We start from the raw sequence: 20,863 nt of genomic DNA on the forward strand, positions 1-20,863 counted from the left end.
TGGTGGCGCCTGCGTATGAAAATGAAGAACAAACATAAACGGTCGGAATGAACATGCAGATCAACAGGCGTCGGTTCGTCAGCGGGGTTTTGGGGGGCGGGGCCGCCGCGACGGCGGCGGCGTGGTTCCCCGCCTGGGCGCAGCCGGTGTCGTCCGGCATCACCGCCCCCATCCCGACGGTGTCGGGCAGCGACATCACCCTGCGCATCGCGCGCCAGACGCTGCGGGTCGACGGCAAGCCGAGCCGCGCGATCGGGATCAACGGGACGGTGCCGGCGCCGCTGGTGCGCCTGAAGGAAGGGCAGACGGCAAGGTTCACCGTCGTCAACGACCTCGATGAGGACAGTTCGATCCACTGGCACGGGCTTCTGCTTCCGTTTCAGATGGACGGTGTTCCGGGGGTCAGTTTTCCGGGGATCAGGCCGCGCTCGACCTTCGTCTACGAATTTCCGGTAATCCAGTCGGGCACCTATTGGTATCACAGCCATTCGGGCCTGCAGGAACAGATCGGTCATTATGGGCCGATCGTCATCGACCCCGAAGGCGCCGATCCGATCGCCTATGACCGCGAGCATGTCGTCGTGCTGTCCGATCACAGCCGGATTTCGCCCGAGGCGATCTTTCACAAGCTCAAGGTCAATCCCGGCCATTTTAACAGGCAGCGCCAGACGCTGTCCGGTCTGCTCGGCGGCAGGGATCAGCCGCTGGGGGAGCGGATCGACTGGGGCCGGATGCGGATGGACCCGACCGACGTCGCCGACGTCAATGGTTCGACATACAGCTTCCTCGTCAACGGACACGGCCCGCGCGACAATTGGACCGCGCTCTTTCATCCGGGCGAGCGCGTCCGGCTGCGCATCATCAACGCCTCCGCGATGTCGATCTTCAATGTCCGTATCCCGGGGCTGCGGATGACGGTCGTGCAGGCCGACGGCCTCAACATCGTTCCGGTCGAGACCGACGAATTCCAGATCGCGGTCGCGGAGACCTATGACGTCATCGTGACCCCGGTCGAGGATCGCGCCTATACGCTCGTCGCCGAAGCCAATGACCGGTCGGGGATGGGGCGAGCGACGCTCGCACCGCGCCCCGGCATGGCGGCGGAGGTTCCGCCGCTGCGACCGCGGCCGCTCGCGACCATGAAGGATATGGGGATGGGCGACATGGGGGCGATGGCGAGCGGTGACGCCGCGTGTCCCGCCGAACATGCCGCGATGGGGCATTGCACGCCGGCGACCGGCGGCGGGGCAATGGCGGGCATGGATCACGGATCGGGCGGCGCCATGGATCATGCCATGCGCGACTTCGACGCCGCGCCGCAGGTCACGCGCGACCCGGGCGTGCAGACGATCTCGCCGATGCCGGTCGACCGGATGGGCGAGCCCGGCCAGGGGCTCGAGGATGTCGGGCACGCGGTGCTGACCTACAAGGATCTCGTCGCGCTCGACCGCAATCCCGACGTTCGCGCCCCCGAACGCTCGCTCGACATCCATCTGACCGGCAATATGGAGCGCTTCATGTGGTCGTTCGACGGCATGAAGATGTCGGACCATCACGAACCGATCCCCTTCATCGAGGGCGAGCGGGTGCGCGTGAACCTGATCAACGATTCGATGATGAGCCACCCGATCCATCTCCACGGCCATTTCTTTGAGCTGGTCACGGGGAAGGGCGACCGGGCGCCGCGCAAGCATACGGTGCTTGTCCAGCCGGGAGGGATCGCGACCTTTGATTTTACCGCCGACGCGGTCGGCGACTGGGCGTTCCACTGTCACCTTCTCTATCACATGTATGCGGGCATGATGCGTGTCGTCAGCGTCCGGCCGCGGGGAGAGACGGCATGACCCGGTTCGCCCTGATCGTCGCCGTCCCGGCGCTGGCCTTCGCCGTTCCGGCCGGCGCGCAGGGCCATGCGATGCACGATATGCAGTCTGCGGCGCCCGTGTCCGATCCCCTATGCCCGCCGGACCATGCCGCGATGGGCCATTGCACGCCCGGCGCGATGCCGCCGGTTCCGGAAACGGCCGCGGTCGGCACCGACCTGCCGCCGGGCGATGCCCCCGCGCCCGCGCCGCCCGGCGACTGGTATGCCGACCATATCTATCCGAAGGCGGAGATGGATCGCGCGCGTCACGAGATGATGATGGAGAATGGCGGACAGACGATCGCCTTCCTCAGCCTCGACCGCGCCGAATATCAGGCGCGCAAGGGGCGCGACGGATATCGCTGGGGCGCCGAGGGCTGGTATGGCGGCGACATCGACCGCGTCACGCTCAAGAGCGAAGGCGAAGGCCGGTGGGGCGAGGGGATCGAGGAGGCGGAACTCCAGCTGCTCTACAGCCGGGCAGTCGGCCCCTATTTCAACCTCCAGGCCGGTGTGCGGCAGGATCTGGGCGAAGGGCCGGACCGCAGCTATGCCGTCGTCGGGTTCGAAGGACTCGCTCCTTATTGGTTCGAGGTCGAGAGCGCGCTGTTCCTGTCGAACAAGGGCGATCTGCTCGCGCGTGTCGAGGGCTATTACGACCAGCGCATCACCCAGCGGCTGGTTCTGCAACCGCGGGCAGAGGTCAATTTCGCGCTTCAGGACGTTCCCGAAACGGGCACCGGATCGGGGCTTTCCGATGTCGAACTGGGGGTTCGGCTGCGCTACGAGATCGTCAGGGAATTTGCGCCCTATGTCGGGGTTGAATGGGCGCGCAAGCTCGGCGACACCGCGCGCTTCGCGCGCGCGGGCGGCGAGGATGCGGACGGCGTCAGTTTCGTTCTGGGAGTGCGCGCCTGGTTCTAGGTCTTTCCTGTGTCAGCTTGAAAGCTCCTCTGGTCGCGGCGGGTGGCAAGCTCTATGGCGCCGCTATCGCCGCGAAAGCGGGGTGAAACCCGCGCCTCCCCTTGGCCAGCCTGATAATCGAGGATGCCCGCATGAGTCTGCCGTTTTCCGTTTCCGCTCCGACCACCGCCATCGCCGGAAGCGACGACCGCTTTCCGGTCCGCCGCATCTTTTGCGTCGGCAAGAATTACGCCGACCATGCGCGCGAGATGGGCGGAGACCCGGCCCGCGAGCCGCCCTTCTTCTTCTCGAAGCCCGCCGATGCCCTCGTGGCGGGCGCGGGAGACATTGCGATGCCGCCGCGCACCGCCAATCTGCATCACGAGGTCGAACTGGTCGTGGCGCTCGCAAAGGGCGGCAACAATATCGCGTCGGACGACGCGGAGGCTCACATCTTCGGCTATGCCGTCGGCAATGACCTGACGCGCCGCGATTTGCAGGCCGACGCGAAGGCCGGCGGGCGGCCGTGGGACATGGCAAAGGGGTTCGACCATAGCGCCGTCCTTTCGCCGATCCGCCCCGCCGCCGATATCGGCCATCCGCAGCGTGCGCGCATCTGGCTGTCGGTCAATGGTGACGTGCGGCAGGATGGCGACATCGCCGACATGATCTGGCCGGTCGCCGATATCATCGCCGAACTGTCGACCTATGTCGAACTCAGGCCCGGCGACCTGATCTACACTGGCACCCCGGCCGGCGTCGGCCGCATCGTCGCGGGCGATGTCGTCGAGGGCGGCATCGACGGCGTTGGAACGATCGCGAACCATTTCCTGTAATGCGGGATATCCGGGCGGCCGAAGGGATGTCGGCCGTTGCCTACATCCGCCGGTTGCTGCGCATCGCGAAGCTCGACATGATCCGCGAGACGCCGGGCAGTCGCGAGAGCACGTCGCGGTGAAAGGCGCCATAGGCGTCGATCCCGTCGATCTGCACCCGCAGGACATAATCGCCGCTTCCCGACATCAGATACCATTCCTGAATCTCGGCGTGATCGCGCACGGCTTTTTCGAAGCGGACGAGATATTCCTCGGTCTGCCGTTCGAGCTCGATCTGGACGATCGCGGTCGTCCCTTCGTGCGGCGCGGCGTGCGAGACGATCGCGGCATAGCCGCGGATCACCCCCGATTGTTCGAGCAGGCGCACGCGACGCAGGCAGGCCGAAGGCGACAGTCCGACCTCGCTCGCGAGCGCCTGATTGGTGATCCGGGCATCGAGCCGCAGGCGGTTGAGGATGCGCCGGTCGATGGCGTCAAGGGACTGCATGTTCTGCGAAATCTCCGCATATTATTCGAATCGAAGCGTCGATCCTGCAGGTTCCTACTTCGGATGGGCGACAAATTGGAAGAGTCTTTGCCTATCTCCCGTTTCGGGGAGAGTGAGGGATCATGCCGCAAATCCTGTCGTCGAGCATCCTTCGGGTCGATCTCGACGCAATCCGCGCCAATTATCGAACGATCGCGGACCGCGTCGCGCCGGCGCGCGCGGGCGCGGTGGTCAAGGCCAACGGCTATGGCCTCGGCGCCGAGCGGGTGGCGGCGGCGCTCTATCGCGAGGGATGCCGGACCTTCTTCGTCGCGCGGCTCGTCGAGGCCGACGCCTTGCGCACGGTGCTCGGCGCCGATGCCGACATCTTCGTGCTCAACGGCCTCGACCCCGGCGCCGAGCCGCGCTGCGCCGACGCGGGGCATATCCCGGTTCTCAATTCGTCTTCGCAGGTGGCGGCGTGGCGCGGGCTCGCGGCGGCGCGCGGGGCGGCGCTTCCGGCGGCGCTGCAACTCGACAGCGGCATGTCGCGCCTTGGCCTTCCGCTCGCCGAGGCCGAGCTTCTTGCGCGCGATTCCGTCTTCGCGCGCGAAGTCGACCTGCGCCTCGTGATGAGCCATCTCGCGTGCGGCGACGAGCCCGATCACCCCGCCAATGCGGCGCAGCTTGCGACCTTCGCCGCGGGCCGCGCGCTGTTTCCGGGCGTGCCCGCCTCGCTCGCCAACAGCGGCGGATCGTTCCTGCCCGAAGATTTTCATGGCGATATCGTCCGTCCCGGCGTGACGCTGTTCGGCGTCGATCCCGGACCGGCCGCGACGGGCCTGCAGTCGGTTGCGACGCTACACGCGCGCATTCTCCAGATTCGAGAGATCGCGGCGGGCACCGGCGTCGGCTATGGGCTCGACCATGTCGCGAGCGACCGGCAGCGGCTCGCCACGATCGGCATCGGCTATGCCGACGGCTGGCCGCGCCATCTCGGCGGCGTCGGCCGTGCCTGGTGGAACGATGTTCCGCTCCCCATCATCGGGCGCGTGTCGATGGACAGCCTGACGATCGACATCGGCGACCCGCGCGCCGCGGCGCTTGCCGAAGGCGATCTGGTCGAACTGATCGGGCCGTCGCAGTCGCTCGCCGACGTCGCCCGCGACGCGGGGACGATCCCCTATGAAATCTTGACCCGCCTCGGATCGCGTCATGCGCGGATTTTCGTCGAGGCCGGTCCGTCGCTCGATGTGGGAGACAGGGCATGAAGATCGTGGTTCTCGGCGCCGGAGTCATCGGCGTCACGTCGGCCTATTATCTCGCCGAGGCCGGGCACGAGGTCGTGCTGATCGACCGCCAGCCGGGGCCGGGGCTCGAAACCAGCTTTGCCAACGCGGGCGAGATTTCGCCGGGCTATGCCTCGCCTTGGGCGGCGCCGGGCATTCCGGTCAAGGCGCTGCGCTGGCTGTTCATGCATCATGCGCCGCTGATCCTGAAACTGCGCTTCGACCCCGCGATGCTGCGCTGGATCTTCGCGATGCTGCGCAACTGCACGGCCGGGCGCTATGCCCTCAACAAGAGCCGCATGGTCCGCCTTGCAGAGTATAGCCGCGACGAGCTTGTCGCGCTGCGGACGGTGCTGGGGATCGACTATGACCATCGCTCGCAGGGCACGCTCCAGCTTTTCCGCACCCAAAAGCAGTTCGACGACAGCGCGAGCGATATCGCGGTCCTGAAGGATTATGGGGTCGCCTATGAGCTGCTGGAGCGGGACGGCTGCGTCCGCGCGGAACCGGGGCTCGCGGCGACGCGTGATCGCTTTGTCGGCGGCCTGCGGCTGCCCGGCGACGAGACGGGCGACTGCCACCTCTTCACCCGCGCGCTCGCGGATCGCCTGCCAGCGATGGGCGTCGAAATCCTCTACGATACCGCGATCGAAGCGCTCGAAACCGAAGGCGGGCGGATCGCCGGGGTGCGAACCGATCGCGGGACGATCCGGGGCGACGCCTATCTGGCGGCGCTGGCGAGCTTTTCGCCGGGGTTGCTCCGTCCGCTCGGGCTCGACGTGCCGATCTATCCGGTCAAGGGTTATTCGGTCACCGTCCCGATCGCCGAGGACAGCCGCGCGCCGGTGTCGACGCTGCTCGACGAAAGCTACAAGATCGCGATCACCCGGCTGGGCGACCGCATCCGCGTCGGCGGTATGGCCGAACTCTCCGGGTTCAACCGCGCGCTCTCGCCGCGCCGCGAAGAGACGTTGTTGCATTCGCTGAACGACCTGTTCCCGGGCGCCGCCGTTCAGGGCGCGGAGACGAATTTCTGGAGCGGGCTGCGGCCGATGACCCCCGACAGCACGCCGATCATCGGCGCGACGCGACTGCCCAATCTTTTCCTGAATGCCGGCCATGGCACTTTGGGCTGGACGATGGCATGCGGTTCCGGGCGACTGATCGCCAGCCTGATCGGTGGAACGCCGCCGCCGATCGACCATGCGGACATGGCGCTTTCGCGCTATGCGCGCTGACGATTTCAATCGAAGGAGAATGAAGAGTGACCATCGAACGCCTGCATAGCGGCCCGCGCATGAGCCAGGCCGTGATCCATAACGGCATCGTTCATCTCGCGGGCCAGATCGGCGCCCCCGGCGAGGATGCGACCGCGCAGACGCGCGCGGTGCTCGCGTCGATCGACACGCTGCTCGCCGAAGCGGGAACCAGCCGCGACCGCCTGCTCACCGCGACCATCTGGCTCGCCGACATGGGCGATTTCGCGGCGATGAACGCCGTCTGGGAAGACTGGCTCGGCGGCGCCAATGCGCCGACCCGTGCAACGGGCGAAGTGCGCCTCGCGACCGATGCCTATAAGGTCGAGATCATCGTGACCGCCGCGATGCCCTGATCGGTCAAGTCCGGCGGGCGAGGCGCGCGACGGCGCGTCTCGTCTTAGCCCGGCGTGCCGGCGACCGCTTCGACCAGCCGGCGAAAACCCTGCGCCGCGGCGATGGTGGCGGGAACGTCGAGGCAGCGCTCGTCGTCGTCGGCGACATGGTGATAGCGGTGAATCCCGAAGACTCCGGCCGCCGGGGCATAGCCGGCCTTGATGACCTCATCGAGCTCGCCCGCTGACAGGATTTCGCTCGAAACCGGGGCTTCATAGCCGATCTGGCCCGCGAATACGGCGCGCGCCAGCGGGAGCAGCGCCGGCGATATCGACAGGAAGCGCTGGCTGTCGACACTGGGCAGCGGGGTCAGATAGCCCGGGAGATCGTGCCAGTCGCGTGCCGCGACATTGGCGCCGATATGCAGCCAGAAACGGGTGACGGCGGGCGGCGGCGCGATTTGCTTCATGGCCTCGGCGGCGCCGAGATATTCATATTCATGGCCGGTGTTGCAAATGAGAGCGAGGTCGTGATCGGGCAGTGCTTTCGGCGCCCAGCGCGCGAGGTCGAGCCACGCGGCGACGCCCGGTCCGCGCTCGGCGGCGCAGCCGAACCAGCCCGACCGCGGCGTCGAGATCGCCAGCCAGCGCCCCTTGCCGCGATCGATCCGGCCGACGAAATTGAAGGCCGGGCGCGTGCCGCCCTGGCCGTCGATCGTCAGGCGTGCCTCGCCGCCCTGCATCGCGGCCGCGAGGAAGGGGTCGGCGTCTTCGGGAGCGATCAGCGCCACCGGCCCCGCGAACATCGGCTTGCGGCCGTCGGCGTTGAGCGCGATCAGCTTGCCCGTCGGGCCATTGGTGATCGCCACCGCGGCTTTCGCGCCACCGGCGAAGGCTGCCTCAATCGGTCCGCGCGCTGCCTTGGCGAGCATCGATGACCAGCGCGCGTGCGGCAGATCGACGAGCGCGATCGCGCCGTGCAGCGCGGCTGCGGCGCGGCCGCGCGGATCGACGCGGACCAGCGGTCCCGAAACGCCGCCGGGGCCGGTCGGGATGACGACCGGTTGGGGATAGACGGGGGCCGTCCGGTCCCCGCACATCAGTTCGGCGACGGCCGCGTCGAACCAGGGAGCCGCGAAATTCTGTCGCTCGACGGCATAGCCCGCGCGTTTGAGTTCATCCGCCAGCCACGCGCCGCACGCCATGTCGCCGGGGCCGCCGGCGCGCTTGTTGCCGAAACCGACATAGCGCAGCAGGTCCGCCTCGATCGCACCGCTCGCGGGGGAGGCGGCGGCCCGAACCCCGGCGCCTGCCAGCGGCAGCAACGCGCCCGCGCCCAGAAAGCTTCGCCTGCTGCTGTCGATCATCATCTTGCCTCTCGCCGGTTCGGGCAAGCATGGCGTGATCGATTTGCATTGGTCAACCCGCCATGCGACGGTAACGACACCAGCGAAACAGGGGAGAAGAAAGTGCGGCGGATTGCGCGACTGGCGACGGGGATCATGGCGGGGCTGCTCGCGGGCTGCGCGCCCGTCGCGACCGAGGCGTCTTCGCCGCCCGCACCCGGACCAGACGCGGCGCCTGATCGGAGCGCTGCGATGCGGGACTTGCTCGATTATGTGCGGGGGCAGCGCAGCACTGGCTTCCTCGTCGTGCGCGGCGGGCGGACGCTGGTCGAGGAGAATTGGCCGGCGCCCGACGACCGGACCTTTTCGATCTTCCTTTACGGCAAGACCGCGAGCGGCGCGCTGCTCGAGGATGTCGCGTCGCAGCAGAAAAGCTTCATCGCGGTGCTCGTCGCCGTCGCGGTCGACAAGGGCCTGATCGACGTCGATCGGCCTGTCGGCGACTATCTCGGCGCCGGCTGGTCGAAAGCTTCGCCCGCGCAGGAACGGCAGATCCGCGTCATCAACATTCTGCAGATGAATTCGGGGCTCGACGAGAAATTCGGCTATGTCGCGCCGCCCGGGACGCAATTCTTCTACAACACCGCGGTGTATGCGGTCTCCAAGCGCATCCTGACCGCGGCGAGCAAGCTGCCGCTCGACCAGTTGACGCGCGACTGGCTGACCGTGCCCGCCGGCATGGCCGAAACGGCGTGGCGGGAGCGGCCGGCGGCGCTCGCCGACGTCGGCAATGCCACCGGGCTCGTCACCTCGCCGCGCGATACCGCGCGCTTCGGGCAAATGATCCTGAACGGCGGCGTCGCCGAAGACGGCACGCGCATCGTGTCGAAGACCGAGCTGAACGCGATGTTCGAGCGCTCGCCGACCAATCCCGCTTATGGGCGGCTCTGGTGGCTCAACGGCGGCGCCTATGCGGTTCGCGCGACCGAAGGACGCCGGGCCGGGCCGCTGATCCCCGCGGCGCCCGCCGATCTGGTCGGCGCCTTCGGCTTTCTCGACCGGCGGCTCTATGTGGTGCCGAGCCTCGATCTGGTCGTCGTCCGCACCGGCGCCGACGCGCCCGACGATGATTTCGATCAGCAGCTCTGGCTGCGCCTGATGCGCGTGATCGGCTGAACTGTTTCCGAAAGCGCTTGACCCGCCGCGACGGACGCGGTTGGAGCGCTCGCAATGGTCCGCCTGCGCAAATCCGCTTTCGTGATCGCCGCGGCCCGGCAGCGGCGGCGGCTGCGCGAGAGCGAGGCTGCCTTCATCCTGCTCGCGGCGGTCGCGGGACTGGCGGCGGGCCTGCTGACCAATGTCCAGCAGCTCATCGCGCACGGAATCCAGAGCCTGCTCTATGGCGTGACGATCAACCGGCTGAGCGCGCTCGGCGTGATCCATCATCCGTGGAAGCTGCTGGCCTTGCCGATCGGCGGCCTGATGCTGATGCTCTTCGCGCGCGGACTGCGTAACCGCCAGCGCATTCCCGTCGACGTGGTGGAGGCTAATGCGCTGCATGGCGGGCGGATTCCCTTCGCCGACAATCTGGTCATCGCGTCGCAGACGATCATCTCGAACGGCGCGGGCGCGTCGGTGGGGCTGGAGGCGGCCTATGCCCAGATGGGTGGGGGCGTCGCATCGCAGCTCGGGCAATGGTTCACGCTGCGCCGGGGCGATCTGCGCACATTGGTCGGCGCGGGGGCGGGCGGGGCGATCGGCGCGGCCTTCGGCGCGCCGCTGACCGGCGCCTTCTATGCCTTCGAGATCGTCATCGGCAATTACACCCCGGCCGCGATCGCACCGGTGATGGCGGCCGCCCTCTCCGCCGTATTCGTGACCCGCGCGCTGGGCGCCGATCCCTATCTGATCGCGACGACGGCGGGGCGGGCTTTTTCGGTGTCCGACTATCTGCTTTACGCGCTGCTCGGCCTGCTCTGCGCGCTGTTCGGTATGCTCATCATGCGCCTCGTCGCCTTCACCGAACTGCGCGTCCATGGCTGGCGGCGCATCGCCGGATGGAAGCCGGTCGTCGGCGGGCTCCTCCTCATTCCGCTGGCGATGCTGTCGCCGCAGACGCTGTCGGCGGGGCATGGCGCGCTCCATCTCGATCTGGTGCTGCGCCCGGCGCTGAGCTTTCTCGCGATCGTCCTGCTGCTCAAGATCGCGGCGTCGGTGATCTCGCTCAGCTTCGGCTTTCGCGGCGGGCTGTTCTTCGCCTCGCTTTTCCTGGGGTCGCTGATCGGGCAGATTTTCGCGGGCCTCGTCAATCTGGGTCCGCTCGGCGCGATCATCGATCCGAACGACGCCGCGCTCGTCGGCATGGCGGCGCTTTCGGTCTCGATCGTCGGCGGGCCGATGACGCTGGCGGTACTGATGCTCGAGACGACGCACGACTTTGCCCTGATGGGCGTCGTGCTCACCGCGACATTGGTGTCCAGCGCCGTCACGCGCGAGATGTTCGGCTATTCCTTCTCGACCTGGCGGCTGCACCTGCGCGGTTCGACCATCCGCAGCCCGCGCGACATCGGACGGCTGATGACGCTGACCGCCGGACGCATCATGCGGACCGACTGGACCGCGGTGAGCAAGGATATGACCGTCGCCGAATTCCGGGACCGCGTACCCTTGGGCAAGACCGCCAAGGTCATCCTGATCGACGCCGAGGGTCATTATCGCGGAATCGTGCCGACGGCCGCGGCCTTCCATCCCGACCTTGACGGCGCATCGGCGGTCGCGGGGCTGGCGATGCAGTCGGGCATCGTCCTGCGCCGGACGATGGACATCCGGTCGGTGCTGAAGCTGTTCGACGAGGCGTCGGCGGACGAACTCGTCGTGATCGACGACGACGAGCAGGTGATTGGCGTGGTGACCGAGCGACATGCCCGCCGCCGCTACTTCGAGGAACTCGAAGCGTCGCAGCGCGAGCTGTTCGGCGAGAGCGGCTAGGGCCGGCTCACGGTCCGATCACCCGCGCTTGCGACGGGGCGCGGGCGATGATCCCATATTCCCCGGCTTTGCGCCGCCGGCAGAGCAGGATGTAAAGAAACGTCGAACGCGGCCACAGGGCGACGACGCGGCCGGTGAGATCCTGATACCAGCTTTGGCAGCCGCCCCGCGCCCAGACGCTGGTGCGCAGCCGGCGCTGGGTGTCGCGATCGAAGGCGGCGGCGCGCGCGGCCGAAACCTCGATCGCGGCTGCGCCCGAGCGCCGCATCCAGCGCAGCGCCCGGACGATATGCTCGGCCTGCGCCTCGATCATCAGGATCTGCGAATTATGCCCGAGCCCGGTGTTGGGACCGAGCATCAGGAAGAAATTCGGAAAAGCCGGAACCGACAGGCCCAGATAGGCGGCGGGGCCGTCCCGCCAAGCCTCGGCGAGCCGTGCGCCCTCCACGCCCCGAATATCGAGCCGTTTCAGCGACTCGACGACCTGAAAGCCGGTTCCGAAGATTATCGTATCGGCCGTGACGCGCTCGCCGCTCGCGGTCACGACCTGATTATGCTCGACCCGCGCGATGCCGCCGGTGCGCACCGCCACGTTCGGGGCAGCGAGCGCCGGGTAATAATCGTTGGACAGCAAGGTGCGCTTGCAGCCGAGATCGTAGGCCGGGGTCACGGCGGCGCGAAGCGCCGTGTCGGGGATCGCGCGGGCGATGATCCGTTCGCCGTGACGGCGCGCCAGACGGCGCAGTCGTGTCCCGCCGGTAAAGACCAGCAGCCGCGCTTCGTGCAGCCAATAGAGGCTGGCCCGCAGCAGGCGCCGATAACCCGGCACATGCCGGAGTGCCGCGCGTTGCAGCGCCCCGATCGGCCAGTCGAATTTCGGCAGCACCCACGGCGCGGTGCGCTGGAACAGGGTGAGCGAGGCCGCCGCTTTCGTCAGCTCGGGCACGAACTGGATCGCGCTGGCGCCGGTTCCGACGACCGCGATGCGCCGGCCGGTCGCATCGAAATCGGTCGGCCATTCGGCGGAGTGAAAGACCGCCCCGGGGAAGGTCTCGATCCCCGCGATGGCGGGCTTTTCGGGCACATGGAGCGCCCCGATCGCCGAGACGAGGACTGCGGCCTTGAACAGCCGTCCGTCGCGCGTCCGCACCCGCCACAAGGCTTCGTTCGCGTCCCATTCGGCGTCGGCGAAGGCGGTATTCAGCCGCAGGTGCGGGCCGAGATCGAAATGGCGCGCCACCTCCTCCAGATAGGCGAACAGTTCGGGCTGGGTCGGATAATAGCGCGACCAGTCGGGCCGCGGCCCGAACGAGAGCGAATAGAGATGCGAGGGGATGTCGCAGGCGCACCCCGGATAGCGATTGTCACGCCAGGTGCCGCCGACGCTGCCTCCCTTTTCGAGGATGACGAAATCCCGCTGCCCCTCGCGAACGAGCCGCGCGCCGAGGCAAAGCCCGCTGAACCCCGCACCGACGATCAGCACCTCGACGCGGTCTTCGGGTTCGATGGGAGTCACGACGCTTGCCCCCCGCGCACCATCGACCCGACATGCTCGCGCATACCGCCCATCAGCGCGCGCAGCACATGCCCGTATCGCGCGGGGGCGAGGCGCGCGAGCAGGTCGCCGAAAACGGCGTCGCCGCCGATCAGCAGCCGCGGCTTTCCTTTTTCGACGGCGCGGACGATCAGGGCGGCGGCGCGATCGGGCTCCATCCGCAGCAGCTTTCCGAACGCCGCCGTCGCCGCCTGGGCACGGTTGGGGTCGATCGCGCCGGCGATCTCCGCATTGCGCGCGATCGCGGTGCGGACACCGCCCGGATGGATCGCCGTGACCTTGATCCCGGTCCCGGCCAGTTCGTGCCGCAGCGCTTCGGTGAAACCGCGCACCGCGAACTTGCTGGTCACATAGGGAAGCTGGCCGGGCGGCGCGATCAGGCCGAACAGGCTGGAGATATTGGCGATCCGGGCATCGGGGCCGAAGTGCGGCAAAAAGGCCTTGGTCGTCGCCAGCACGCCGCCGAAATTGACCGCCATCACCCGATCGAACTCGTCGAGGCCGAGCTGGTCGAAACGGCCCATCGCGGCGATGCCGGCGTTGTTGATGAGGATATCGACATGCGCGATGCCGTCGCTGCCCAATATCTTGGCGGGTAGCCCCGCGACCGCCGCGCGGTCGGTCACGTCGACTCCGTGGAGGCTCGACACTGCCGGCCCCAGCGGTGCCGCAGCCAGTTCGAGCATCGTCCGGTCGCGGTCCACCAGCACCAGCCGGCAACCGCGTGCGGCGAGATGGCTCGCCAGCGCGGCGCCGATGCCGCTCGCGGCGCCGGTCAGGATGACAGTGCGCCCCGCAAGATCGTAGCGCATCAGGCCGCGGCCAGCCCGTATTTCGCCTCGGTCAGCGCCAGCAGGTCGCGGTCGTCATGGTCCCAGGGATGGAAGCCCGGCCGGTAATATTGCAGATAGGGAAAGAAGCAGCGGCGGAGCACGCCGGGCTTGCCCAACAGATATTTGGCGGTCTTCCACCAGGTCGCGGGCGTGTTGATGCGGTCCTCGCGATAGAGCGAGGCCATATTGGCCCCGATCGTCCAGAAAAAGAGCAGGGTGCTCGCGACCATCGTGACGGTGCGAAGAAAATAGCGGCGCAGCGACGACCAGTTTCGCGTCGCGACCATCATCGTGTCGAAGGCGACCGCCTTATGCTCAAGCTCCTCCATCGCGTGCCAGCTCCACATGCGCTTCGCCTCGTCGGGCGCGCCGACGAGGTCGGTGCTGTCCGCCTCAAGCAGCGCGTGGGCGAGGATCGCGGTGAAATGTTCGAGCGCGCAGGTCGCCGCGAGCTGCCGTATCTTCGCGTTGCGCTTGCCGAGCGCGATGACGCGCTGCGTTCGCGCTTCCAGCCGGGCGATGTCGTAACCGGCATCGGTGGCGAGCGCGTTGAATTCGCGATGCTCGCGGCTGTGCACCGCTTCCTGGCCGACGAAATCCTTGATCTGCGAGCGCAGCGGTTCGCTGGTCAGGTGGCGATATTCGCGCACGCTATCCATGAAGAATTTCTCGCCATCGGGGAAGGTTGCCGACAGCGCGTTGAAAAAGGCGGTCGCGACCGGATCGCCGCCGTGCCACCAGCGCCGCCCGCGTGCGTTGCCGTCCCTGGCGGCGGCGTCCCCATCGAACCGGAAGCGGAGGTTGCGGATGGTGATCGACAGATCGTCGGGGCTCTTGGAGGAAAGGCGTTTTTCGAGGATCATGGGTTCGACTCCGTTTTGACAATGATGTCAAAATAGGAATAATTATACATCGATGTCAATATAAAAATGTCAGGGATGCCCAAGGGGCGTGTGGGAATCACCTGCCTCGCCCTTTCCGTCATGCCGAACTCGTTTCAGCGTCCACGGCCGAATCATGCGGAAAAGGAAGCGTAAATTAAGAGGACGGGCCATGGATGCTGAAACGAGTTCGGCATGACGAAGGAGGGGAAATCGATGGATTCCCACAAACCACACCACCTCCAATATTTTGATATTGACATCAAAGTAAATTTACGAAACCATGATCGGGCAACAAGAACAGGCGGACCAGATTCCGCCGTCTTCAGGGGAGGATGATATGGGGTCGAGAAGCGTCTCGCGGGCCGGTGCGGCCGTCAGTCTGATGGCGGTTTCCGTCGCGCTTGCGGTGCCTGCTCAGGCCGAGGAGGCGGAACAGCAGAGCAGTGGCAACGACATCATCGTCACCGCGCGCAAGAAGGCCGAGTCGATCCAGAGCATTCCGCAGGCAATCACTGCGGTGTCGATGGAAGAACTGACGACGCGGCAGGTAACGGGTGGCCCGGACCTGATCACCCAGGTTCCGAACATGACCTTCACCAAGACCAATTTCACCGGCTATTCGATCCAGATTCGCGGGATCGGCACGCAGGCGATCTCGGCGACCACCGACCCGGCGGTCAGCGTCGCGCTCAACAACACTCCCTTCATCAGCAATCGCTTCTTCGAGCAGGAATTTTACGACCTCGAACGGGTCGAAATCCTGCGCGGGCCGCAGGGGACGCTTTATGGCCGCAACGCGACGGCGGGCGTCGTCAACCTGATTTCAGCGAAACCGAAGTTCGAGCCCCAGGCCAAGCTGTCGGTCGATGGCGGCACCTATCACCAGATCCGCGCCGAAGGGATGATCAACATCCCGCTGCTCGACGACAAGCTGGCGCTGCGCATCGCGGGGGCGTGGACGAAGCGCGACGGCTATGTGAAGAACACGATCACCGACAGCCAGACCGACGGCCGCAACCTGTGGTCCACCCGCGCCAGCCTGCTGTTCCGGCCGACCGATAATTTCGAGGCGAATGTCGTCTGGGAACATTTCAACGAGGATGACGACCGCCTGCGCTCGGGAAAGCAGCTTTGTGCGACGGACGAAAAGACCGAGATTGCGGGTTTCCTCCTTACGCATTTCACGACCAGCAATGGTCAGGGCGCTTACATCGGCGAAAACGGCAACCTTTTCTCCGGCGCGCAGGCGACCTTCAGCCAGGGTTGCAAGGCGGCGTCGCTTTATGCGCCCGAATCCTTCGGGACGCCCAACGGGCTGATGCTGCCCTATTATGTTCCGCTCGGCGTGCTCGGCTTGCCGGTGGGACTCCGCGATCCTTATGCCAGCCGCTCGCAATCGACCAACCTCAGGGAAATCGAATCGTCGATCGAACCGAGCTATCGCGCGCGCGCCAATATCTTCGAGCTGCAATTGGGGTGGCAGGCCAGCGACAATCTGAAACTGACCTCGGAAACCGCCTACAACACCGATTTCACCTTCTCGACCCAGGACTTCAACCGCTTCAACACCGCGGACGGGGCGTTTCGCACGTTGGGCATTTTGGGCGGTACCTACCGCGAAGGTGTTCTGACTCCCGGTTCGCTGATCTTGCCCAGTTTTGTTCCGCAGGGAGTAGACTCACCGAACGGCATTTTCTGTGATCCGCAGATCGGCTGCTCGGGTCGCCTTGCCGGGGCCGATCTTGCGAGGGCGAACTCGACCCAGTTCAGTCAGGAGCTTCGCCTGACCTCCAGCAACGACGGCCCGTTCAATTTCAGCGTCGGCGCCAATTATCTTCGCTATACGACCGACACGAAATATTATGTGTTCTTCAACACCCTCACGATGCTCTCGGTGCTCGCGCCGCAAGGCGGCAACCCCGTCGATTACATACCCTATGTGGGGGGCGTCACCGACAATCGCTTTTGCATGACCAACGGCCTCGATCCCGCCGACGCCACGAAATCCTATCAGGTGTCGCGATGCAGCTATGTCGATCCCAATCCGATCGACAGCCTGAACGGCCAGGGGCATAATTATTTCCTCAGCAATAACCCTTATACGCTCAACAGCTATTCGATCTTCGGAGAGGCCTATTACGACCTCACCGACAATCTGCGGCTGACGGCGGGTGGCCGGTTGACCCGCGACAGGAAGGTGGCGCCGCGCATTTTGAGCGAACTGCTCGCATCCGATTCCTTCGGCTATCCGACCGCCGAGGTGATCCGGCAAAGCTGGACCAAGCCGACAGGCAAGATCAGCCTCGACTGGAAACCCGACCTCGGCTTCACCGACAGCAGCCTGCTCTACGCCTCCGTATCGCGTGGTTACAAGGCCGGCGGCGCCAATCCGCCAGGCCCCGCCTATACCTTTTATGCCAGTGAAGATGTGGCGGACGGGCTCGCCGCGAACTCGGCGACGCATCCCAAGACCTTCGCGGCCGAATATGTCAACGCCTTCGAGATCGGATCCAAGAACACGCTGGCGGGCGGCCAGCTGACGATCAACCTCGCCGGCTTCTTCTACGACTACAAGAACTACCAGATTTCGCAGATCGTCGACCGTTCGGCATCCAACCTCAACTTCGACGCGAAAATCTGGGGTGCCGAACTGGAAACCAGCTACAGCCCGACGCAGAATCTGCAGCTCGGTTTCAAGCTGGGCTGGCAGGGCAGCCGTTTGGCCAAGGGATCGCAGGCGATCGACCTGATGGACCGCACCGCGGGCGACCCCAACTGGACGCTCGTCCGTCCCTTCCCGAGCTTTCCGTCGAGCTGCATCCTGCCGACCTGGCTATTCCAGGGAATATCGCATGACCAGTTGGACGGGGCTCCGCCGGGAACGCCGATCCCGATCGGCCTGGGCGGCGTGGGCGGCGGCAATCCTGGCGGATGCGAACTGGCCTATGTCCTGGGCGTCGATCCCGTCACCGGGCTTCCCTATGTGCCGAACCCGACGGTCGACAAGCCCGGGGCGGCGGGGTTGGCCTATCGTCCCGGCTATATCGGGTGGGATCCCTCGACCGCTCCGAACAATGGCGAGGGCATCTTCAAGGATCTGTCGGGCAACGAACTGCCCAACACGCCGCACATCACCGCCAGCGTCACCGCCGATTTCAGCTTGCCGCTGGGCGGCGACTGGATCGGCACGCTGCACGGCGACTATTATTACCAGTCTTCCTCGTGGGCGCGCATCTACAACACCCCCGGCTATGACCGCATCCGCGGCTATTCCAACGTCAATCTCGCGCTGTTGCTCAACAACCAGCCGGGCGGCTGGTCGATCATGGCCTATGTCAAGAATGTCTTCGACAAGACCGCGATCACTGGCACTTTCCTCAACAGCGACGACACCGGCCTGACCACCAACATCTTCCTGACCGAGCCGCGCCGCTATGGGTTGCGCGTGACCAAGGAATTCAACGGCCTGCCGTTCGGCCTCGGTTATAATGCCGGTGCCAATCACACGCCCGGCACGCCCTGGCCGATCACCATCGAGGGCGGAGTCGAGTTGCTGCGCCGCAAGGCGCACGCCGCGCCGCATCGCCCGGCCTTCGCGTTCGGCGACGCCTATGCCGGCGGCACCCTCGACGCGGCAGGGCCGATGCAGCAGGATCGGGGCTTCCGGACCAAGGACGGAACCGACGTCTCGCTGATCGTCCAGCCGGCCGGCACGCCGTGGAAGCTGACCGCCAACCTGCGCTATGGCAAGGTGGAGGGGGCGACCCGTTACGGGCGCAAGGAGACGAGTGAAACCAAGTGCCTGGAGTGGCTCACGGGATATGGAGGCTGCGACCCGGGTAGCGAATATCTCGATTTTTACACTCAGACCTTCACCAACTTCGGCGATGCATCGGTGCAGGACAGCGAAAAGCATCTGATGGTCGATTTCATCGCCAGCCACGATGTCGGCATCGGCAGCCGGGGCCGCTCGTCCATCGGGCTGGGCGCGCGCCTCGCCCGCCTCGATTCGGACACGGTGATCGACGTCAGTGGTCGGCCCGATTTTGTCGTGAATGACGACATGATCAGCGGCGGCATCATTCCCTTCCACAAATATCAGGCCTTCTCCGCCGTCAACCGCTCGTTCAGCGGCGCGGGGCCGATCGCGCAGTGGGAAGGGTCCTATGACCTGTTCGGGTCGGACGAGACCGGCAAGGTCGCGCTCGACTGGTCGGCGACCGGCGGGGTGTTGTTCGGTCGTCGCAAGGCGCAGATCAGCGACGACGAGACGGTCTATAATTTCACCGACACGACCGAATATCTGTATGAGCGGATTGCGGTCAGCACCAGCAACGGCAATCAACTGCTGCCGAGCAGCGTCGACAAGGCGACACTGCGGACCGAGCGCAAGCACCGCGCGACGGTGCCGACGCTGAGCGGGAGTCTCGGCCTGTCCTACAGCCTGGGTCGCGTCGCGGTGAAGACGGGCTATCGCTGGGAACGCTACTGGAACGCCATCGACGGCGGCGACGCCAGTGGCCCCAAAAGCTACGACCGCACGATCCACGGCCCCTTCATCAAGCTGAGCATCGGCTTCGGCAAATGATCCAACGCGCTCTCCCACCCGCACTCCGGGAAGCGTCCACTGGGGGGCGGGTCGACAGACCCGCCCCGCTTTTTCGTCCTGCCGTCGCGTCACGCTCCGCAATGAGATAGACTGCCCGGCATGACGACCGCATCATCCGGCCCGCAAGTCCCGCAAGGTATATTGTGGATCGCCTCCTATCCGAAATCAGGGAACACCTGGACGCGCGCGCTGCTCAACAACCTGTTGCGCATCCTGGAAGGCGAGGACGAGGGACGCGCGCACGACATCAACAAGATGAGCGAGTTCACCGTCTGGGACATTTCGGCCAAGCGCTACGAGCGCATCCTCGGCAAGCCGATGACCGAAGTCAGCCTCGACGAAATCGCCGCGACGCGCCCGCAGGTGCAGCGCGAGATCGCCGAGGCGACCGACGGGCTGGCGATCGTCAAGACACACCACGCGCTGGTGCTCGATCGCGGCGTACCTGCGATCAATTTCGAGATCACCTCGGGCGCTATCTATATCGTCCGCAATCCGCTCGATGTCGCCGTCTCTTTCGCCGCGCACCGAGGCGGCAGCGTTGACGAGGCGATCGCGGTGATGGGCGCGACCGACCTCGAGACCGCCACCAGCGACAAGAGCGTCTATGAAGTCTATGGCTCGTGGAGCCAGCATGTCGAAAGCTGGACGCGCAAGCCGCACCGGACGATCTTCGTCATGCGGTACGAGGACATGCTCGCCGATCCGCGCCGGGTGTTCGCTGCGCTGGCCGATCACCTGCTACTCGACCCGACCCCGGAGCAGCTCGACCTTGCGATCGAACGCTCGTCCTTCGACGAACTGCGCCGGCAGGAAGAGGCGGAGGGCTATCGCGAGAAGCCCAAGGCAGCTGAACGCTTCTTCCGGTCGGGGACGGCGGGGCAGTGGCGCGACATACTGATGCCCGAGCAGATCGAACGCATCGTCCGGCGGCATCACGTCCAGATGGCCCGCTTCGGTTACCTCACCCAGGAGTTGAAGGCGTTGCTTTCGGCTCCGCCCACCGCCGCGATGCCATAGCCTTGTCCGTCGGGGGTGCCCACCCGATTTTTGGCGGGCGAGGCAGGCGCTAAAGCGGCCCGATGACGAACATCGGCAGCAGTTTTGCCGCCAGGCTACGCATCGCGTCCTCGTCCTGGCCCAGCATGTCGCGCAGGTGCGGGCCGATCACTGCATCGCCAAACGCACAGGTCGCGACCATCAGCACGGCGGAGCGGACGCGCGGGTCGGCGTCCTCGTCGAGGAATTTGTCGCGAAAGGCGACGACCAGGCTGTTCACCGCCTCGCGCACCGGCTCCAGATGCGAAAAGTCGCGCGACAAAGCGATCCAGGCGGCTAGCTGGCCGGCGCCGCCCTCGCCGAAGGCGTCGAACACCTGATCGACGATCACCCGCGGCGCGGCGCCGTCGGTCTTGATGCGCTCGACCGCGCTGTCGAGCGCGTCGGTCAGGTCGCGGATCATCGATCCCATCAGCGCCGATTGAAGATCGGCGGCCGAGCCGAAATGATAGAGGACGTTGGCGTGCGACATGCCGATCGCCTCGCCGACATTGGCGAGCGTCACCGCGCCCGGACCGCCTTCGAGCAGCAGCTTGCGCGCGGCGATCAGCCCTTCCTCGCGCGCCTTGTCCCCCATCCACTTGCGCCGCCGGACCCGGGGTTCCTTCGGAACTTTCGCCACTTCGGTCAATGATGGTCC

Annotated in this window: 16 protein-coding genes; 10 read left to right on the forward strand and 6 right to left on the reverse strand. The window is 66.1% G+C overall.

Annotated elements, in window-relative coordinates:
• Positions 1–47 precede the first annotated feature (47 nt).
• From VHO04_RS15095 to VHO04_RS15105, 3 genes are all read left to right on the forward strand, one after another.
• Positions 48–1,844: a copper resistance system multicopper oxidase gene (locus VHO04_RS15095; RefSeq protein ID WP_329629065.1), complete on the forward strand. Its 1,797-nt coding sequence runs from the start codon at positions 48–50 to the stop codon at positions 1,842–1,844.
• The gene (locus VHO04_RS15100) at positions 1,841–2,788 is read left to right on the forward strand and encodes a copper resistance protein B (protein WP_329629066.1); all 948 of its coding nucleotides are present in this window, start codon (positions 1,841–1,843) and stop codon (positions 2,786–2,788) included. The genes VHO04_RS15095 and VHO04_RS15100 overlap by 4 nt, the downstream gene beginning before the upstream one ends.
• A 131-nt stretch (positions 2,789–2,919) precedes the next feature.
• Positions 2,920–3,603 (forward strand): fumarylacetoacetate hydrolase family protein, encoded by a 684-nt coding sequence (locus VHO04_RS15105; RefSeq protein ID WP_329629067.1) that lies wholly within the window; start codon positions 2,920–2,922, stop codon positions 3,601–3,603.
• A 40-nt stretch (positions 3,604–3,643) separates the two neighbouring features.
• Here the strand turns inward: VHO04_RS15105 and VHO04_RS15110 are convergent, their stop codons facing one another.
• Complete coding sequence (locus tag VHO04_RS15110; RefSeq protein ID WP_329629068.1) at positions 3,644–4,090, reverse strand: Lrp/AsnC family transcriptional regulator; 447 nt, start codon at positions 4,088–4,090, stop codon at positions 3,644–3,646.
• A 122-nt stretch (positions 4,091–4,212) separates the two neighbouring features.
• On the opposite strand from VHO04_RS15110, the gene alr reads away from it, so the two are divergent.
• The 3 genes from alr to VHO04_RS15125 are packed head-to-tail and all read left to right on the forward strand — an operon-like array spanning position 4,213 to position 6,970.
• A complete protein-coding gene (gene alr, locus VHO04_RS15115) occupies positions 4,213–5,340 on the forward strand; it encodes an alanine racemase (protein ID WP_329629069.1) in 1,128 nt (375 codons plus the stop codon).
• A complete protein-coding gene (locus tag VHO04_RS15120; protein WP_329629070.1) occupies positions 5,337–6,596 on the forward strand; it encodes a D-amino acid dehydrogenase in 1,260 nt (419 codons plus the stop codon). Before alr ends, VHO04_RS15120 begins: the two co-directional genes overlap by 4 nt.
• Before the next feature lie 26 nt (positions 6,597–6,622).
• The gene (locus tag VHO04_RS15125) at positions 6,623–6,970 is read left to right on the forward strand and encodes a RidA family protein (RefSeq protein WP_329629071.1); all 348 of its coding nucleotides are present in this window, start codon (positions 6,623–6,625) and stop codon (positions 6,968–6,970) included.
• Positions 6,971–7,014: 44 nt separating this feature from the next.
• Here the strand turns inward: VHO04_RS15125 and VHO04_RS15130 are convergent, their stop codons facing one another.
• Entirely contained in the window at positions 7,015–8,319 is a 1,305-nt protein-coding gene (locus VHO04_RS15130) for a hypothetical protein (RefSeq protein ID WP_329629072.1), read from the reverse strand.
• Between the two features lie 99 nt (positions 8,320–8,418).
• On the opposite strand from VHO04_RS15130, the gene VHO04_RS15135 reads away from it, so the two are divergent.
• Both VHO04_RS15135 and VHO04_RS15140 read left to right on the forward strand, forming a co-directional pair.
• Positions 8,419–9,471 (forward strand): serine hydrolase domain-containing protein, encoded by a 1,053-nt coding sequence (locus tag VHO04_RS15135; protein ID WP_329629073.1) that lies wholly within the window; start codon positions 8,419–8,421, stop codon positions 9,469–9,471.
• Between the two features lie 54 nt (positions 9,472–9,525).
• Positions 9,526–11,283 carry a chloride channel protein gene (locus tag VHO04_RS15140; protein ID WP_329629074.1) on the forward strand — a complete coding sequence of 586 codons (1,758 nt, stop codon included), beginning with the start codon at positions 9,526–9,528 and terminating at the stop codon, positions 11,281–11,283.
• 7 nt (positions 11,284–11,290) lie between these two features.
• On the opposite strand, the gene VHO04_RS15145 is transcribed toward VHO04_RS15140, so the two are convergent.
• Genes VHO04_RS15145 through VHO04_RS15155 form a run of 3 tightly spaced genes read right to left on the reverse strand, consistent with a single transcriptional unit; the run spans position 11,291 to position 14,534 of the window.
• A complete protein-coding gene (locus tag VHO04_RS15145; RefSeq protein ID WP_329629075.1) occupies positions 11,291–12,799 on the reverse strand; it encodes an NAD(P)/FAD-dependent oxidoreductase in 1,509 nt (502 codons plus the stop codon).
• Positions 12,796–13,650 carry an SDR family NAD(P)-dependent oxidoreductase gene (locus VHO04_RS15150; RefSeq protein ID WP_329629076.1) on the reverse strand — a complete coding sequence of 285 codons (855 nt, stop codon included), beginning with the start codon at positions 13,648–13,650 and terminating at the stop codon, positions 12,796–12,798. The genes VHO04_RS15145 and VHO04_RS15150 overlap by 4 nt, the downstream gene beginning before the upstream one ends.
• Positions 13,650–14,534: a metal-dependent hydrolase gene (locus VHO04_RS15155; protein ID WP_329629077.1), complete on the reverse strand. Its 885-nt coding sequence runs from the start codon at positions 14,532–14,534 to the stop codon at positions 13,650–13,652. The genes VHO04_RS15150 and VHO04_RS15155 overlap by 1 nt, the downstream gene beginning before the upstream one ends.
• Before the next feature lie 403 nt (positions 14,535–14,937).
• Between VHO04_RS15155 and VHO04_RS15160 the strand changes: the two genes are divergently transcribed.
• On the forward strand, positions 14,938–19,143 hold the full coding sequence (locus VHO04_RS15160) for a TonB-dependent receptor domain-containing protein (RefSeq protein WP_329629078.1): 4,206 nt from the start codon (positions 14,938–14,940) through the stop codon (positions 19,141–19,143).
• 120 nt (positions 19,144–19,263) lie between these two features.
• Positions 19,264–20,184, forward strand: coding sequence for a sulfotransferase domain-containing protein (locus VHO04_RS15165; RefSeq protein WP_329629079.1), 921 nt, complete (start codon positions 19,264–19,266; stop codon positions 20,182–20,184).
• A 49-nt stretch (positions 20,185–20,233) separates the two neighbouring features.
• On the opposite strand, the gene VHO04_RS15170 is transcribed toward VHO04_RS15165, so the two are convergent.
• Positions 20,234–20,800, reverse strand: coding sequence for a TetR/AcrR family transcriptional regulator (locus VHO04_RS15170; protein WP_329629080.1), 567 nt, complete (start codon positions 20,798–20,800; stop codon positions 20,234–20,236).
• Between the last annotated feature and the right edge of the window lie 63 nt (positions 20,801–20,863).

The organism is Sphingopyxis sp., assembly GCF_036261875.1.
Lineage (GTDB): Bacteria > Pseudomonadota > Alphaproteobacteria > Sphingomonadales > Sphingomonadaceae > Sphingopyxis.

Coding starts and splice junctions, on each gene's coding strand:
- VHO04_RS15095 (WP_329629065.1), top strand. CDS start 48: ATGAACATGCAGATCAACAGGCGTCGGTTCGTCAGCGGGGTTTTGGGG.
- VHO04_RS15100 (WP_329629066.1), top strand. CDS start 1,841: ATGACCCGGTTCGCCCTGATCGTCGCCGTCCCGGCGCTGGCCTTCGCC.
- VHO04_RS15105 (WP_329629067.1), top strand. CDS start 2,920: ATGAGTCTGCCGTTTTCCGTTTCCGCTCCGACCACCGCCATCGCCGGA.
- VHO04_RS15110 (WP_329629068.1), bottom strand. CDS start 4,090: ATGCAGTCCCTTGACGCCATCGACCGGCGCATCCTCAACCGCCTGCGG.
- alr (WP_329629069.1), top strand. CDS start 4,213: ATGCCGCAAATCCTGTCGTCGAGCATCCTTCGGGTCGATCTCGACGCA.
- VHO04_RS15120 (WP_329629070.1), top strand. CDS start 5,337: ATGAAGATCGTGGTTCTCGGCGCCGGAGTCATCGGCGTCACGTCGGCC.
- VHO04_RS15130 (WP_329629072.1), bottom strand. CDS start 8,319: ATGATGATCGACAGCAGCAGGCGAAGCTTTCTGGGCGCGGGCGCGTTG.
- VHO04_RS15140 (WP_329629074.1), top strand. CDS start 9,526: ATGGTCCGCCTGCGCAAATCCGCTTTCGTGATCGCCGCGGCCCGGCAG.
- VHO04_RS15150 (WP_329629076.1), bottom strand. CDS start 13,650: ATGCGCTACGATCTTGCGGGGCGCACTGTCATCCTGACCGGCGCCGCG.
- VHO04_RS15155 (WP_329629077.1), bottom strand. CDS start 14,534: ATGATCCTCGAAAAACGCCTTTCCTCCAAGAGCCCCGACGATCTGTCG.
- VHO04_RS15160 (WP_329629078.1), top strand. CDS start 14,938: ATGGCGGTTTCCGTCGCGCTTGCGGTGCCTGCTCAGGCCGAGGAGGCG.
- VHO04_RS15165 (WP_329629079.1), top strand. CDS start 19,264: ATGACGACCGCATCATCCGGCCCGCAAGTCCCGCAAGGTATATTGTGG.
- VHO04_RS15170 (WP_329629080.1), bottom strand. CDS start 20,800: ATGGGGGACAAGGCGCGCGAGGAAGGGCTGATCGCCGCGCGCAAGCTG.